The sequence below is a fragment of the Streptomyces sp. NPDC058086 genome (assembly GCF_042885015.1).
Taxonomy (GTDB): Bacteria; Actinomycetota; Actinomycetes; order Streptomycetales; family Streptomycetaceae; genus Streptomyces.
In genome coordinates this window covers 1-14,595 of sequence record NZ_JBHVST010000063.1, presented here as the reverse complement: position 1 = coordinate 14,595, position 14,595 = coordinate 1, and the positions used below count along the sequence as shown (strand labels likewise).

Here is a 14,595-nt window from a genome sequence, read left to right as displayed (position 1 = left end):
ATATTGATTCAATCAATATTGACACGGATCGAGTCAAGCATGGACAGTCGAATCAAGTTCAGGGAGGAAAGCATGCCGATCAACCGGGCCGCTACCGCACCGTCCATCACCCCTGTCGACGTACCGAGAGGACTCTCGGGTGTCGTCGTCACCGACACCGCGCTGGGTGACGTCAGGGGGCGGGAGGGCTTCTACCACTATCGCCAGTACTCGGCCGTCGAACTCGCGCAGACCCGCGGGTTCGAGGACGTCTGGCATCTACTGGTCCACGGTGAACTGCCGGACGCGGCGCGCGGTGCCGCCTTCGCCGCGCGGACCGCGGCACTGCGTGGGCTGCCGGACGAGGTCCGCGCGGCGCTGCCGGCGATCGCCGCGGCGACCGGACCGTCCGGACCGCTCGCGGGACTGCGGACCGCGTTGTCGCTGCTCGGCGCGTCGTTGGGGTTCCGGCCGGTGTACGACATCGGCGTCGACCGGCGTCGCGCGGACACGCTCGCGGCGTGCGCGGCCGTGCCGACGCTGCTCACCGCGCTGTATCGGCTCGGGCGGGGGCTGGAGCCGGTGGAACCGCGTGACGACCTGCCGTACGCCGCGAACTACCTCTACATGCTGACGGGCTCGGAGCCGGACCCTGCGCGGGCCCGGGCGGTCGAGCAGTACTTGATATCAACCATTGATCACGGATTCAATGCGTCAACCTTCACCGCGCGGGTGGTGGCGTCAACGGGGGCGGACGTGGCCGCGTGTCTGGTGGGTGCGGTCGGGGCGCTGTCGGGCCCGCTGCACGGCGGTGCGCCGAGCCGGGCCCTGGACACCCTCGACGCGATCGGCACTTCCGACCGCATCGACCCCTGGATCCGTGAACGAGTCCTCGCGGGCGATCGCATCATGGGCTTCGGACACGCGGTGTACCGCACCGAGGACCCCCGCTCCCGCATGCTCCGCGGCATCGCCCAGCAGTTCGGCGGTTCTCTGGTCGATTTCGCCGTCGAGGTCGAACACCGGGTGGAGGCGATCCTGGCAGAGCTGAAGCCCGGCCGCGAACTCCACACCAACGTGGAGTTCTACGCGGGCGTGGTCATGGAACTGTGCGGGCTCCCGCGGGAGATGTTCACCCCCACCTTCGCGGCGGCCCGCGTCGTCGGCTGGAGCGCCAACATCCTGGAACAGGCGGAGGACCCGAAGATCATCCGTCCGGCGGCACGGTATGTGGGGCCGGTTCCGCCGGTGCCGGTGCCGGTGCCGATGGCGGAACCGGTGGCCGGCTGACGCGATCCAGTGTCGTGACACGTGAAGGGCCCGGCATCACGTCGATGCCGGGCCTGGACGTCGTGGCTCAAGGGGTACCGGGCGGAACTCCGACCTTCAGATGCCCGCGATCGGTTCCTGGAGCTGTGCCTGGATCAATCCCTGGATCGATTCCTGGCGGCGGTGACGTCAAGCATCAGGGATGTCCTGCTTCGCGCGGAGCAGGGTCTCGCGCGTGATGATGACGATCCGCTCATAGTCGGCTCGTGCGGCGTCGGGCGGAAGCTCGGGGTCGAGTTCCTTGGTGGCCTCGCGCCCAATGACAGCGAAGCTGCCGTCACTGAGTTCGAAGATGTCGGGGCACGACTGACCAGTGGCGCTGCCGCGCTCGCGTGGTGTAGCCCCGAGACGTCGCACGATTTTCACGGAGTGGTACCAACCTTATGGCTCGGACTGATGGGTGCCTCCGAGCTGTGGGGTCCTCGGAGCGTGCCTGTCTCCGAGCGGAGATGTTCGTCGGAGGCAGCAAGGTGTCTCCGAGCGCAGGGGTGTTCGTCGGAGTGGAGTGGCCGGAAATCTGGCCAGGCGACAACATAGCGGCTTCTGTTGCCCATGGTGCGCAAAGCAACAACAAGCAGTCGGCGATTTCTGCATCTTCCCTTGACGACACCTGGCATTGGGGTGATACGTGCCCATCGAGGTCACTGACGGCGCGCTCCCGGCGCGCTGGGAGTCGGCGGTGGGGCTCAGGCAGGCGACCGATACGGCTCCGAGCGCAGAGATGTTCGTCGGAGTGGCCGGATGTCTGGCCAGGCGACAATATGGCGGCTTCTGTTGCCCATGGTGCGCAAAGCAACAGCAAGCAGTCGAGTGCAGGTCGGCGCCTCCCTTGAATGGGGGTGCGAGGGTCGTGTGCGGGGCGCGCGAGGGTGGCGGACGGCGCCAGGGGTCACGGCGATTCTTCGTCGGGCTCTCCCACGACCCACCATTCGTCGGTGTCGGAATCAGTCTGATCCTGTATCAGGCTGTCCATCATCCGACCCAGTTCGGCCTCTTCGGAGGAGTCGGGCAGGCTCTTGCGGTGGTGCTCCGTCGCCACCCAGTACGCCCGGAAGATCTGGTTCTGGCACATGATGCGGAAGTGGCCGTGCAGCTCCGCACGCGTCAGGGCCCCGATCCGATGGAAGTACAGGGCGTTGATGTAGAGCGCGTTGGCGAAGAGGTACTGCCGCTGCTCCTCGGAGGTGATCTCCGTCTCGTACGTGTTCAGGACCGCGGCGAGGGCGGGATCGTCCATGGCCTTGCACAGCAGATCGAAATGGAGCCGGTGCTGCTCGGTGAGCACGGCGCGCCTGCGCTGCCGTGAGCTGCGTTCCGCGACGACGTTGGCCGCGAGGGCGAGCTTGGCCCAGGCACCTGAGCCAAGCCTCCGTATCGCGGAATTCTGTGTGGCCATGTCAACCCCCGAATCAGGCGACCGTTCCGCCGGTCGTCGGTTGTGGGGCGACAGGGAGCGGACCGGCGAGCGGTGGGCGGCGCGCTTGCCGTCTCCCAGTTTTGCCGAGCGGCTCTGATCGGCGGGGAGGCGGAGAGGAGGCGCACGGAGGGAAGTGCGGGTCGCGTTTACCGGCGCCATGCCCAACGTGTGCCCCGCGAGCGCCGCTAACAATCGTTCACTTCGCGGGGATTCCTCCCACTCGTATCCTTGGTCGGCAGCCATTCCCCGTACGAGCGCCGGTCCACGAGCCGTCCTCGTCCAAGAGCCGGTGCATGAGCCGGTGCACGCGTCGGTGTGAAAGAGGTCGCCCGTTGAGCCAGCCCAGCCCGCAGCAGGTCCCGATCGACCAGACCCCAGGTCAGGTCCCGATCGACCAGACCTCCGGTGACCAGGTCCACGTCGACGGAGCTTCCGCCCGGCAGATCCCGGTCGTCGTTCTCGCCGGCTTTCTCGGCTCGGGCAAGACCACCCTGCTTAACCACCTCCTGCACCGCAGCGGAGGCAGCCGCATCGGCGCCGTCGTCAACGACTTCGGGGCGATCGAGATCGACGCGCTGGCCGTGGCCGGGGCGCTGGGGGACTCCACCGTCTCGCTGGGGAACGGATGCCTGTGCTGTGCCGTCGACGCCAGTGAGCTCGACGAGTATCTCGAGCGGCTGACCCGGCCATCGGCCCGTGTCGACGTCATCGTCATCGAGGCGAGCGGCCTCGCCGAGCCCCAGGAGCTCGTGCGGATGGTGCTGGCCAGTGAGCATCCGCGGATCGTCTACGGCGGGCTCGTCGAGATGGTCGACGCGGCCGAGTTCGACGGTACGCGTGAGAAGCATCCCGAGATCGACCGGCATCTCGCCCTCGCCGATCTTGTCGTCGTCAACAAGATCGACCGCGCCGACGACGGCGAGCGTGTGCTGCGCACCGTGCGCGAGCTCGTCGACCGGGCCGCCGTCGTGCCCGCCAACTACGGCCGCGTCGACCCCGAGTTCCTGTTCGACTGCAGGCCGAGCGAAGAGCGCATCGGGCAGCTGTCCTTCGACGACCTCCACCGGCACGACGAGAGCGGTCCCCAGGGGCACCACGACCACCTGCACTCCGCCTACGAATCCCTCTCCTTCAGTTCCGAAGTGCCGCTCGGTCCCCGGGAGTTGATGGACTTCCTCGACAGCAGGCCCGAGGGGCTCTACCGCATCAAGGGCTACGTCGATTTCGGCGTCCAGGACAGGGACAACCGGTACGCCGTGCATGCCGTCGGGCGGTTTCTGCGCTTCTACCCGGAGCCCTGGGCTTCTGCCGAGCCGCGCTTCACCCAGCTCGTGCTGATCGGCTCCGGCATCGACACCTCGGCTCTGACCAAGGAGTTGGAGGCGTGCGAAAAGGACGCCCCACACGCCGACGAACGCAGCATGTGGGGCGTCCTCCGCTACGTGCAGGACAGCCACGTACAGGACCGCTACGCGCAGGACGGCCACGTACAGGACGAGGAGCCCGACGGTCTCGAAGAGACCGGTTGATCTACACCGGGCCCGCCACCACCGACACCGTCTTCGCCAGCGACACTCCCGAGCCGTCACGGCGCGGGTCGATCTCCGGCAGCTCGGCCGGTGTGCCGTTCTTCTGCGCGGCCCGTGCCGGAACCGCGCCCGCCCAGGCCAGCGAGAGGCAGTCCTCGCCCTTCAGGAACCGCTGGCAGCGCACGCCACCCGTGGCGCGGCCCTTGCGCGGGTACTGGTCGAAGGGCGTCAGCTTGGCCGTGGTCTGGACGGAGTCGTCCAGCGTGCCGCGCGAGCCCGCCACCGTGAAGACCACCGCGTCCACCGCCGGGTCGACCGCGGTGAAGGAGATCACCTTCGCGCCCTCGGTGAGCTTGATGCCCGTCATGCCGCCCGCCGCCCGGCCCTGCGGGCGGACCTGCGAGGCCTGGTAGCGCAGCAGCTGGGCGTCGTCGGTGATGAAGACCAGGTCCTCCTCGCCGGTGCGCAGCTCGACCGCGCCGACGATTTTGTCGCCGTCCTTGAGGGTGATGACCTCCAACTCCTCCTTGTTCGAGGGGTAGTCGGGGACCACACGCTTCACGACGCCCTGTTCGGTGCCGATCGCCAGGCCGGGCGAGGACTCGTCGAGCGTCGTCAGACAGACCACCGTCTCGTCCGGCTCCAGGGAGGACAGGAACTCCGCGATCGGCGCGCCTCCGGAGAGGTTGGGCGCCGAGGCCGTCTCCGGCAGCTGCGGCAGGTCGATCACGTTCAGCCGGAGCAGGCGGCCCGAGGACGTGACCGCCCCGATCTCGCCGCGGGCCGTCGCCGGCACCGCGGAGACGATCAGATCGTGCTTGGTGCGCTTGGCGTCCTCGGCCTCCCCGAAGGGTTCGCCATTGGCCGTACGTGCCAGCAGACCCGTCGAGGACAGCAGCACCCGGCACGGGTCGTCGGCCACCTGGAGCGAGACCGTCGCGGTGGGGGTGCCCGCGGACTCCAGAAGCACCGTGCGCCGGTCGGTGCCGAACTTCTTGGCGACCGCGGCCAGTTCTCCGGAGACCAGTTTGCGCAGCTCGGCGTCCGAGTCCAGGATGCCGGTCAGCTCGTCGATCTCGCCGTTGAGCCGGTCGCGCTCCGACTCCAGCTCGATGCGGTCGAACCTGGTCAGGCGGCGCAGCGGCGTGTCCAGGATGTACTGCGTCTGGATCTCGGAGAGGGAGAAGCGCTCGATCAGGCGCTCCTTCGCCTGCGCCGAGTTGTCGCTGGAGCGGATGAGGCGGATGACCTCGTCGATGTCCAGGAGGGCGACGAGGAGGCCCTCGACCAGGTGGAGACGGTCGCGCTTCTTGCTGCGGCGGAACTCACTGCGGCGGCGCACGACGTTGAAACGGTGGTCGAGATAGACCTCGAGGAGCTCCTTGAGGCCCAGGGTGAGCGGCTGACCGTCCACCAGCGCCACGTTGTTGATGCCGAAGGACTCCTCCATCGGCGTCAGCTTGTAGAGCTGCTCCAGGACCGCTTCCGGCACGAAGCCGTTCTTGATCTCGATGACCAGGCGCAGTCCGTGCGAACGGTCGGTGAGGTCCTTCACATCGGCGATGCCCTGGAGCTTCTTGGCGTTGACCAGGTCCTTGATCTTGGTGATCACCTTCTCCGGGCCGACGGTGAAGGGCAGTTCGGTGACGACGAGGCCCTTACGGCGCGCCGTGACGTCCTCCACCGACACCGTGGCGCGGATCTTGAAGGTGCCGCGCCCCGACTCGTAGGCGTCCCTGATCCCGGTCAGGCCGACGATCCGGCCGCCCGTGGGCAGGTCGGGACCCGGCACGTACTTCATCAGCGTGTCCAGGTCGGCGCCCGGATAGCGGATCAGGTGACGGGCGGCCGCGATGACCTCGCCGAGGTTGTGCGGCGGCATGTTCGTCGCCATACCGACGGCGATCCCGGACGAGCCGTTGACCAGCAGGTTCGGGTACGCCGCCGGGAGGACGTCGGGCTCCTGCTCCTGGCCGTCGTAGTTCGGCGCGAAATCGACCGTGTCCTCGTCGATGGACTCGGTCATCAGTGACGTGGCGTCGGCCATCCGGCACTCGGTGTAACGCATGGCGGCCGGCGGGTCGTCGTTGCCGAGCGAGCCGAAGTTGCCGTGGCCGTCGACCAGCGGCAGGCGCATGGAGAAGGGCTGGGCCAGCCGCACCAGGGCGTCGTAGATCGACGCGTCGCCGTGCGGGTGGAGCTTACCCATGACCTCGCCGACGACGCGGGCGCACTTCACATAGCCGCGGTCGGGGCGCAGCCCCATCTCGTTCATCTGGTACACGATGCGGCGGTGCACGGGCTTGAGGCCGTCACGGGCATCCGGCAGGGCTCGCGAATAGATGACCGAGTACGCGTATTCGAGGAAGGAGCCCTGCATCTCGTCCACGACGTCGATGTCGAGGATCTTCTCCTCGTACGAGTCGTCGGGCGGCGGGGTCTTCGTGCTGCGGCGGGCCATCGCTGCTGCGACTCCTTCACAGTCTCTGCCGGGGCATGAACGGGTTCTGACGCGCACCATTGTGGACCGCCGCACTGACAACGCGGACCGCGACCCGTCCATAGAGGCTCCACGGCGCCCCGTTCCGATCGCTCACGGTGAACGGAAGTCCGGCCTCCCACCTCAGGAATTCTCGCTCTCGGCGTACGAGGTGCGGGAACTTCGCCACCTGTCGGCGCGCTTGCATACAGTGGCAGGACCGGCAGGAATTCTGCAGTTTCCGCGATCGAAGGGACGTACATGCCCATGGGTCACACGGCCACAGCTGAGGCAGGCTCCGGCGGCCTGACAGCGACCGAGCACCGCCTGGCCAACGGCCTGCGCGTGGTGCTCTCCAAGGACCACCTGACCCCGGTCGCGGCGGTGTGCCTCTGGTACGACGTCGGCTCACGGCACGAGGTCAAGGGCCGTACCGGCCTTGCTCACCTTTTCGAGCACCTGATGTTCCAGGGCTCCGGTCAGGTGAAGGGCAACGGCCACTTCGAACTGGTGCAGGGCGCGGGCGGCTCCCTCAACGGAACGACCAGCTTCGAGCGCACCAACTACTTCGAGACGATGCCCGCCCACCAGCTGGAGCTCGCCCTCTGGCTGGAGGCCGACCGCATGGGCTCGCTGCTGGCCGCGCTCGACGACGAGTCCATGGAGAACCAGCGGGACGTCGTCAAGAACGAGCGCCGCCAGCGGTACGACAACGTGCCCTACGGCACCGCCTTCGAGAAGCTGACCGGGCTCGCCTACCCCGAGGGCCACCCGTACCACCACACCCCGATCGGGTCGATGGCGGACCTGGACGCGGCGACCCTGGAGGACGCCCGCGCCTTCTTCCGCACCTACTACGCGCCGAACAACGCGGTGCTCTCCGTGGTCGGGGACATCGACCCGGAGCAGACGCTCGCCTGGATCGAGAAGTACTTCGGTTCCATCCCCGGACACGACGGCAAGCCCGCCCCGCGCGACGGCTCGCTGCCCGAGGTCATCGGCGAGCAGCTGCGCGAGGTCGTCGAGGAGGAGGTCCCGGCGCGCGCCCTGATGGCCGCCTACCGGCTCCCGGAGGACGGCACACGCGCGGCCGACGCGGCCGACGTGGCGCTCACCATCCTCGGCGGCGGCGAGTCGTCCCGGCTCTACAACCGGCTCGTACGCCGCGACCGCACCGCCGTCGCGGCAGGCTTCGGCCTGCTGCGGCTCGCCGGAGCGCCCTCCCTGGGCTGGCTGGACGTGAAGACGTCCGGTGACGTCGAGGTCCCGGTGATCGAGTCCGCCGTCGACGAGGAGCTCGCCCGGTTCGCCGAGGAGGGCCCCACGGACGAGGAGATGGAGCGCGCCCAGGCCCAGTTGGAGCGCGAGTGGCTGGACCGGCTCGGTACGGTCGCGGGCCGCGCCGACGAACTGTGCCGGTACGCCGTCCTGTTCGGCGACCCGCAGCTCGCCCTGACGGCCGTACAGCGCGTCCTGGACATCACGGCCGTGGAGGTCCAGGAGGTCGCCAAGTCCCGCCTGCGCCCCGACAACCGCGCGGTGCTCGTGTACGAGCCGGTCGCTGCCGACACCACCGAAGAGGACGAGGAGGCGGCGAAGTGACCGAGCTCGCCACCATGGACTTCCACCCGCAGCCCCAGGCGGGTCAGCCCAAGCCCTGGGCCTTCCCGGCGCCCGAGCGCGGCACGCTGGACAACGGCCTGACCGTGCTGCGCTGCCACCGCCCCGGCCAGCAGGTCGTCGCCGTCGAGGTGCTGCTCGCAGCGCCGCTGGAGGCCGAGCCCGCGGGCCTCGACGGCGTCGCCACGATCATGGCGCGCGCCTTCTCCGAGGGCACCGACAAGCTCTCCGCCGAGGAGTTCGCCTCCGAGCTGGAGCGCTGCGGCGCCACCCTGGACGCGCACGCCGACCACCCCGGCGTACGCCTGTCGCTCGAAGTGCCCGTCTCTCGCCTGCCCAAGGCGCTCGGGCTGCTCGCCGACGCCCTGAGGGCACCGGCGTTCTCGGACAGCGAGGTCGAGCGGCTGGTGCGCAACCGGCTCGACGAGATCCCGCACGAGACGGCCAACCCGGCCAGGCGTGCCGCCAAGGAGCTCTCCAAGGAGCTGTTCCCGGCGACCTCGCGCATGTCGCGCCCGCGCCAGGGCACCGAGGAGACCGTCCAGAAGATCGACTCGGCGGCCGTACGCGCCTTCTTCGACAAGCACGTACGTCCCGCCACGGCCGCCGCCGTGATCGTCGGCGACCTGACGGGCGTCGACCTCGACGCGCTGCTCGCCGAGACGCTCGGCGACTGGACCGGCTCGTCCGCCGAGCCGCGCCCCGTGCCGCCGGTGACCGCCGACGACACCGGCCGTGTGATCATCGTGGACCGCCCCGGCGCGGTCCAGACGCAGCTGCTCATCGGCCGCGTCGGCGCCGACCGGCACGACCGTGTGTGGCCCGCCCAGGTGCTCGGTACGTACTGCCTCGGGGGCACCCTCACCTCGCGCCTGGACCGTGTCCTGCGCGAGGAGAAGGGCTACACCTACGGTGTGCGGGCGTTCGGCCAGGTCCTGCGTGCCGCCCCGGACGGAACCGGTATCGCGATGCTCGCCATCAGCGGCTCCGTGGACACCCCGAACACCGGCCCGGCGCTCGACGACCTCTGGAAGGTGCTGCGCACCCTCGCCGCCGAGGGCCTGACGGACGCCGAGCGCGACATCGCCGTACAGAACCTGGTGGGGGTGGCGCCCCTCAAGTTCGAGACCGCGGCGGCCGTCGCGGGCACGCTCGCGGACCAGGTCGAGCAGTACCTGCCGGACGACTACCAGGCGACGCTGTACCAGCAGCTCGCCGCGACCGGCACCGTGGAGGCCACCGCGGCCGCCGTGAGCGCCTTCCCGGTGGACCGTCTGGTGACCGTCCTCGTCGGCGACGCCGCGCACATCCAGGAGCCCGTCAAGGCCCTCGGAATCGGTGAAGTGACCGTCGTTTCGGCGGAGTAGAGGTTCGGCGGAGCAGCGGCTCAGTGGAAGCCGGCTGGAAGCCGAGCCGCACGCGGAGCGGAAGAGCGTGACTCCGTGGGGCCCGGGTGACTGAAGAGTCGCCCGGGCCCCTTTTTGCTCGGATTTCCGCTCGGATTTAGCTTGGACTTCATCCCCAAGATGTCCGTATTGGTAGGGAGGTTGCCCGTCTGCCCTGTGGCATGCACTACAAAAACCGTGATCCGTTTGTTGATTGAAAGACGCCCCGTCTAGCGTCGGGGCGGCTGTTCGTCAGGCAGTGCGCCGCGCCCGCGGCACCGGACAGTCATCGCCGAGTCCCCGTACGGCGCGAGCCAGGGGAGCCGGGGACCCACACGTAGTCCCTGGGGTGAATCGGACGCCCTCCCTGGAGGGGGTCCGTAGGAGACCTTCCTGCTCCGAACCCGTCAGCTAACCCGGTAGGCGAGAGGGAAGGAAAGGATCAGCCCCTACATGGCGTTCACCTGTGGCCCCGGGAAACACCGCCGTCCGAGCCGCGTGAAGCGCTCCACCACGAACGCCGTCGGCGTCGCCGCGCTCACCACCACCGGTGTCATCGGAACCCTGGCCGCCCCGGCCCTCGCCGCGGACGCCTCCGTCGAGCAGACCGGGCTGACCCAGGCCGTCACCCTCGGCGACAGGGTCGCCGCCCAGATCGACGCGCAGGCCGCCGCCCAGCAGCGCGCCGCCGACGAGGCCGCCGCGCGCAAGAAGGCCGAAGAAGCCGCGCGCAAGAAGGCCGCCGAGGAGGCGAAGAAGGAGCGCGAGGCCAAGGAGCGTGCCGCCCGCGCCGCCGAGCGCAAGCGGCTCAACACCTTCGTCCTGCCGATCACCGGCTCGTACATCTCCACCGGCTACAAGACCGGCGGCAGCCTCTGGTCCTCCGGCAGCCACACCGGCGTCGACTTCCACGCCGCCTCGGGGACCTCGGTCCACGCGGTCGGCTCCGGCACGGTCGTCACGGCCGGCTGGGGCGGTGCCTACGGCAACCAGATCGTCCTGAAGATGCACGACGGTACCTACACGATGTACGGCCACCTGTCGTCCATCGGCGTCTCCGTGGGGCAGACGGTCACCCCGGGCCAGCAGATCGGCCTCTCCGGCTCCACCGGGAACACCACCGGGCCGCACCTCCACTTCGAGGCCCGTACGACGGCGGAGTACGGCTCCGACATGGACCCGGTCGCCTACCTTCGCTCGCACGGCGTGAACGTCTGACGCTCGCACGGCGTGGACGTCTGCCGCTCGCACGGCGTGATCCTCTGCCGCTCGCGCACCGTGAACGTCCGACGACCGGCGTCAACACTTCCGAAGCCCCGGCTCCCCTCGGCCGGGGCTTCGTCGTTTCGAACGACTGTCTGTCCAAAAAATATCCATGGATTCCGGCCCGCCATCGGAAATTCCGGCTCTCTGCAATAGAGTCGCTGAACAAGCGTCAATCGACCGCGTTTCGCGGGGATTAAGGCGGAGGTCCGGTCATGCGCATTCCCGCGCACTCGGTATGCACGGCGATCCGTGACGACATCGTCGCGGGTGTCTACGAGCGCGGCAGCCGGCTCACCGAGGAACTGCTCGCGCGCCGCTACGGCGTCTCGCGGGTCCCCGTGCGCGAGGCCCTGCGCACGCTGGAGGCCGAGGGCTTCGTCGTCACCCGTCGGCACGCGGGCGCGTGTGTCGCGGAGCCCACCGAGCAGGAGGCCGCGGACCTGCTGGAGATGCGCATGCTCCTGGAGCCGCTGGGCGCCGCGAGGGCCGCGCAGCGGCGCACCGAGGCCCACCTCAAGGTGCTTCGAGGCCTGGTCAGGCTGGGGCAGGAGCGGGCCAGGAGGGGGAACAGCGAGGATCTGCGCTCGCTCGGCGGCTGGTTCCACGAGACCCTCGCGCAGGCCTCCGGGAGCCCCGCGCTGACCTCCACGCTGGCCCAGCTGCGGCACAAGATCGCCTGGATGTACGCGGTCGAGGCGCCGGCCAGTCCGGCGGAGTCCTGGGCGGAGCACGGCGGGATCGTGGACGCGGTGGCGCGCGGCGACAGTGAGCGGGCGCGGGCCGTCACGGCGCTGCACACCGAGCGCGCGACGGTCGCGCACCGGCTGCGCTTTCCCGGCGGGGGAGATCGGCCGGAGCGTGTGAGGACTTCGCAACATCCCGTAAACATGACGGGCGTGCGTCATTAACACCGGCGCCGTATACAAAGAGGGGTAATTCGCGGGAGATTATTTCTGCTGCCCGCAATTGAGAAAAGCGAAGGGCCCGCCCGATGTTTTCAGGCGAGCCCTTCGAATGTGTGCGGGGCGGGGTCTTTTGGTGCGAAGACCACTCCCGCCGTCAATTGAGGAACCCCGCTCGGGGGGCTCTTTCTCAGACGGTCTCGGGGAGCTCCTCGAGACCCTCCGCCACCAGCTTCGCCAGCCGGTCGAGCGCGGCGTCCGCACCCTCGGCGTCCGAGGCGAGGACGATCTCCTCGCCGCCCTGGGCGCCCAGGCCGAGGACCGCCAGCATGGAGGCCGCGTTGACGGGGTTGCCCTCCGCCTTGGCGATCGTCACGGGGATACCGGAGGCCGTGGCCGCCCGGACGAAGATGGAGGCGGGACGGGCGTGGAGGCCCTCGGCCCAGCCGACGTTGACGCGGCGCTCAGCCATGTGATGCTGCCCTTCAGGTGTTCAGGGTTGTCTAGACCAGTCTTCCACAACGTGAAGCGAGCCCGGGGCAGGGTGCTGTTCCCGTCCCGGACTCCGCGTCGGATCCCGGCCTGGATCCGACTTCGGTGCCCCTAGCCTGCCTCGCGCCGTTGTCGGACGCGAGCCGTACTCTGGGGCCCATGCAGACCTCGTCGGACCGGCACGAGTACCCCTCCCACTGGGAGGCCGACGTGGTGCTGCGCGACGGCGGCACCGCCCGCATCAGGCCCATCACCGTCGACGACGCCGAGCGGCTGGTGAGCTTCTACGAGCAGGTATCGGACGAGTCGAAGTACTACCGCTTCTTCGCGCCCTACCCGCGCCTGTCCGCCAAGGATGTCCACCGCTTCACGCACCACGACTTTGTGGACAGGGTGGGGCTCGCGGCCACGGTCGGCGGCGAGTTCATCGCCACCGTACGCTATGACCGTATTAATGCCGATGGTCGGGCCGCCTCCGCGCCCGCCGACGAGGCCGAGGTCGCGTTCCTCGTGCAGGACGCCCACCAGGGCCGCGGCGTCGCCTCGGCCCTCCTGGAGCACATCGCGGCCGTCGCCAGGGAGCGGGACATCCGCCGTTTCGCCGCCGAGGTACTGCCCGCCAATACCAAGATGATCAAGGTGTTCACGGACGCCGGGTACCAGCAGAAGCGGCACTTCGAGGACGGCGTCGTACGCCTGGAGTTCGACCTCGAACCCACCGACCGCTCGCTCGCCGTGCAGCGCGCGCGGGAGCAGCGCGCCGAGGCGCGGTCCGTGCAGCGACTGCTCGCGCCCGGCTCGGTCGCCGTCGTCGGAGCGGGCCGCACCCCCGGCGGCGTGGGACGCAGCGTCCTCGACAACCTGCGCGAGGCCGGGTTCACCGGGCGCCTGTACGCCGTGAACAAGGCACTCCAGGAGAAGGAGCTCGACGGCGTCCCGGCCCACAGCTCCGTCCGTGACATCGCCGAGCCCGTCGACCTCGCGGTCGTCGCCGTGCCCGCGCCGTACGTCCCCGAAGTCGTCGCGGAGTGCGGCGAGCACGGGGTGCAGGGCCTCGTGGTCGTCTCCGCCGGGTACGCCGAGAGCGGCCCCGCCGGACGTGAGCGCCAGCGTGCACTCGTCCGCCAGGCCCGTACGTACGGGATGCGCATCATCGGACCGAACGCCTTCGGGGTCATCAACACCTCCCCCGAGGTGCGCCTCAACGCCTCGCTCGCGCCCGAGATGCCACGCCCCGGGCGGATAGGCCTGTTCGCCCAGTCCGGCGCGATCGGGATCGCCCTGCTCTCCCGGCTGCACCGGCGCGGCGGCGGCGTCACCGGCGTGACCGGAGTATCCACCTTCGTCTCCTCCGGGAACCGGGCGGACGTGTCCGGCAACGACGTACTCCAGTACTGGTACGACGACCCGGACACCGACGTCGCCCTGATGTACCTCGAATCCATCGGCAACCCGCGCAAGTTCACCCGGCTCGCCCGAAGGACTGCGGCGGCCAAGCCGCTGGTCGTGGTCCAGGGCGCGCGGCACGCCGCCGCTCCCCAGGGGCATGCCGTACGGGCCACCCGGCTGCCGCACGCCACCGTGTCCGCGCTGCTGCGGCAGGCCGGGGTGATCCGGGTCGACACGATCACCGAGCTGGTCGACGCGGGGCTGCTACTGGCCCGCCAGCCGCTCCCCGCAGGACCCCGGGTGGCGATCCTCGGCAACTCGGAGTCCCTGGGGCTGCTGACGTTCGACGCGTGCCTCGCCGAGGGACTGCGACCGCTTCCTCCGCTGGATCTGACCACGGCGGCTTCGGCGGAGGACTTCCACAGGGCGCTGACGAAAGCCCTCGCCGATGACAGGTGCGACGCCGTGGTGGTGACCGCCATACCGGCGGTGGGAGAGACGTCGGCCCAGGACGCGGCCCTGGCAAACGCCCTGCGATCGGCCTCGGCCTCGGCCCCGGCGAAGCCGGTGCTCGTGGTGCACGTCGAGCTCGGCGGGCTCGCGGAGGCCCTGTCGGCGGCGGCCAGCACCGCACCACAGGCGACGTCCACGGCGCCCGGTGCTCAGGCACCCCGCCCCGCCGAACGCCCGGCCACCGTGGTGAGCGGCCCCCCGGAGGCGAGCCCCCGGCTCATCCCGGCCTACCCGGCCGACGACGCAGGAGTCCCCGGGGAAGTAACAGCCCTGAAGGACGCGCCCTGGCGGGCAG

The 14,595-nt window shown here is 69.6% G+C and carries 11 protein-coding genes and 1 riboswitch; of the genes, 7 read left to right on the top strand and 4 right to left on the bottom strand.

Annotated elements, in window-relative coordinates:
* The first annotated feature begins 72 nt into the window (after nt 1–72).
* Nucleotides 73–1,269 (top strand): citrate synthase/methylcitrate synthase, encoded by a 1,197-nt coding sequence (locus ACFVWD_RS36565; protein WP_389602359.1) that lies wholly within the window; start codon nt 73–75, stop codon nt 1,267–1,269.
* A gap of 168 nt (nt 1,270–1,437) precedes the next feature.
* Here the strand turns inward: ACFVWD_RS36565 and ACFVWD_RS36560 are convergent, their stop codons facing one another.
* Together ACFVWD_RS36560 and ACFVWD_RS36555 are read right to left on the bottom strand one after the other, a co-directional pair.
* Nucleotides 1,438–1,674, bottom strand: coding sequence for a hypothetical protein (locus tag ACFVWD_RS36560; RefSeq protein WP_389602358.1), 237 nt, complete (start codon nt 1,672–1,674; stop codon nt 1,438–1,440).
* 523 nt (nt 1,675–2,197) lie between these two features.
* Nucleotides 2,198–2,704 carry a DUF6082 family protein gene (locus ACFVWD_RS36555; protein ID WP_389602357.1) on the bottom strand — a complete coding sequence of 169 codons (507 nt, stop codon included), beginning with the start codon at nt 2,702–2,704 and terminating at the stop codon, nt 2,198–2,200.
* A gap of 410 nt (nt 2,705–3,114) precedes the next feature.
* Here ACFVWD_RS36555 and ACFVWD_RS36550 point away from each other — a divergent pair, with 410 nt between their 5' ends.
* Nucleotides 3,115–4,254, top strand: coding sequence for a CobW family GTP-binding protein (locus ACFVWD_RS36550; RefSeq protein ID WP_389602387.1), 1,140 nt, complete (start codon nt 3,115–3,117; stop codon nt 4,252–4,254).
* Nucleotide 4,255: 1 nt separating this feature from the next.
* On the opposite strand, the gene ACFVWD_RS36545 is transcribed toward ACFVWD_RS36550, so the two are convergent.
* Nucleotides 4,256–6,715, bottom strand: coding sequence for a DNA topoisomerase (ATP-hydrolyzing) subunit A (locus ACFVWD_RS36545; protein WP_389602356.1), 2,460 nt, complete (start codon nt 6,713–6,715; stop codon nt 4,256–4,258).
* A 279-nt stretch (nt 6,716–6,994) separates the two neighbouring features.
* On the opposite strand from ACFVWD_RS36545, the gene ACFVWD_RS36540 reads away from it, so the two are divergent.
* The 4 genes from ACFVWD_RS36540 (at nt 6,995) to ACFVWD_RS36525 (ending at nt 11,912) form a co-directional block, all read left to right on the top strand.
* Entirely contained in the window at nt 6,995–8,335 is a 1,341-nt protein-coding gene (locus tag ACFVWD_RS36540; RefSeq protein WP_384915797.1) for a M16 family metallopeptidase, read from the top strand.
* Entirely contained in the window at nt 8,332–9,720 is a 1,389-nt protein-coding gene (locus ACFVWD_RS36535; protein ID WP_389602355.1) for a M16 family metallopeptidase, read from the top strand. The genes ACFVWD_RS36540 and ACFVWD_RS36535 overlap by 4 nt, the downstream gene beginning before the upstream one ends.
* A gap of 298 nt (nt 9,721–10,018) precedes the next feature.
* A riboswitch (cyclic di-AMP (ydaO/yuaA leader) is annotated at nt 10,019–10,179 on the top strand.
* Between the two features lie 12 nt (nt 10,180–10,191).
* The gene (locus ACFVWD_RS36530; protein ID WP_168496448.1) at nt 10,192–10,956 is read left to right on the top strand and encodes a M23 family metallopeptidase; all 765 of its coding nucleotides are present in this window, start codon (nt 10,192–10,194) and stop codon (nt 10,954–10,956) included.
* A 260-nt stretch (nt 10,957–11,216) separates the two neighbouring features.
* The gene (locus tag ACFVWD_RS36525; protein ID WP_389602354.1) at nt 11,217–11,912 is read left to right on the top strand and encodes a GntR family transcriptional regulator; all 696 of its coding nucleotides are present in this window, start codon (nt 11,217–11,219) and stop codon (nt 11,910–11,912) included.
* A gap of 184 nt (nt 11,913–12,096) precedes the next feature.
* Here ACFVWD_RS36525 and ACFVWD_RS36520 read toward each other — a convergent pair whose 3' ends face one another.
* Entirely contained in the window at nt 12,097–12,378 is a 282-nt protein-coding gene (locus tag ACFVWD_RS36520) for an HPr family phosphocarrier protein (protein ID WP_054229914.1), read from the bottom strand.
* A 179-nt stretch (nt 12,379–12,557) separates the two neighbouring features.
* On the opposite strand from ACFVWD_RS36520, the gene ACFVWD_RS36515 reads away from it, so the two are divergent.
* A partial coding sequence (locus ACFVWD_RS36515) for a GNAT family N-acetyltransferase (RefSeq protein ID WP_389602353.1) occupies nt 12,558–14,595 on the top strand: 2,038 nt, incomplete at its 3' end.

Coding starts and splice junctions, on each gene's coding strand:
- ACFVWD_RS36520 (WP_054229914.1), bottom strand. CDS start 12,378: ATGGCTGAGCGCCGCGTCAACGTCGGCTGGGCCGAGGGCCTCCACGCC.
- ACFVWD_RS36530 (WP_168496448.1), top strand. CDS start 10,192: ATGGCGTTCACCTGTGGCCCCGGGAAACACCGCCGTCCGAGCCGCGTG.
- ACFVWD_RS36565 (WP_389602359.1), top strand. CDS start 73: ATGCCGATCAACCGGGCCGCTACCGCACCGTCCATCACCCCTGTCGAC.
- ACFVWD_RS36545 (WP_389602356.1), bottom strand. CDS start 6,715: ATGGCCCGCCGCAGCACGAAGACCCCGCCGCCCGACGACTCGTACGAG.
- ACFVWD_RS36540 (WP_384915797.1), top strand. CDS start 6,995: ATGCCCATGGGTCACACGGCCACAGCTGAGGCAGGCTCCGGCGGCCTG.
- ACFVWD_RS36555 (WP_389602357.1), bottom strand. CDS start 2,704: ATGGCCACACAGAATTCCGCGATACGGAGGCTTGGCTCAGGTGCCTGG.
- ACFVWD_RS36525 (WP_389602354.1), top strand. CDS start 11,217: ATGCGCATTCCCGCGCACTCGGTATGCACGGCGATCCGTGACGACATC.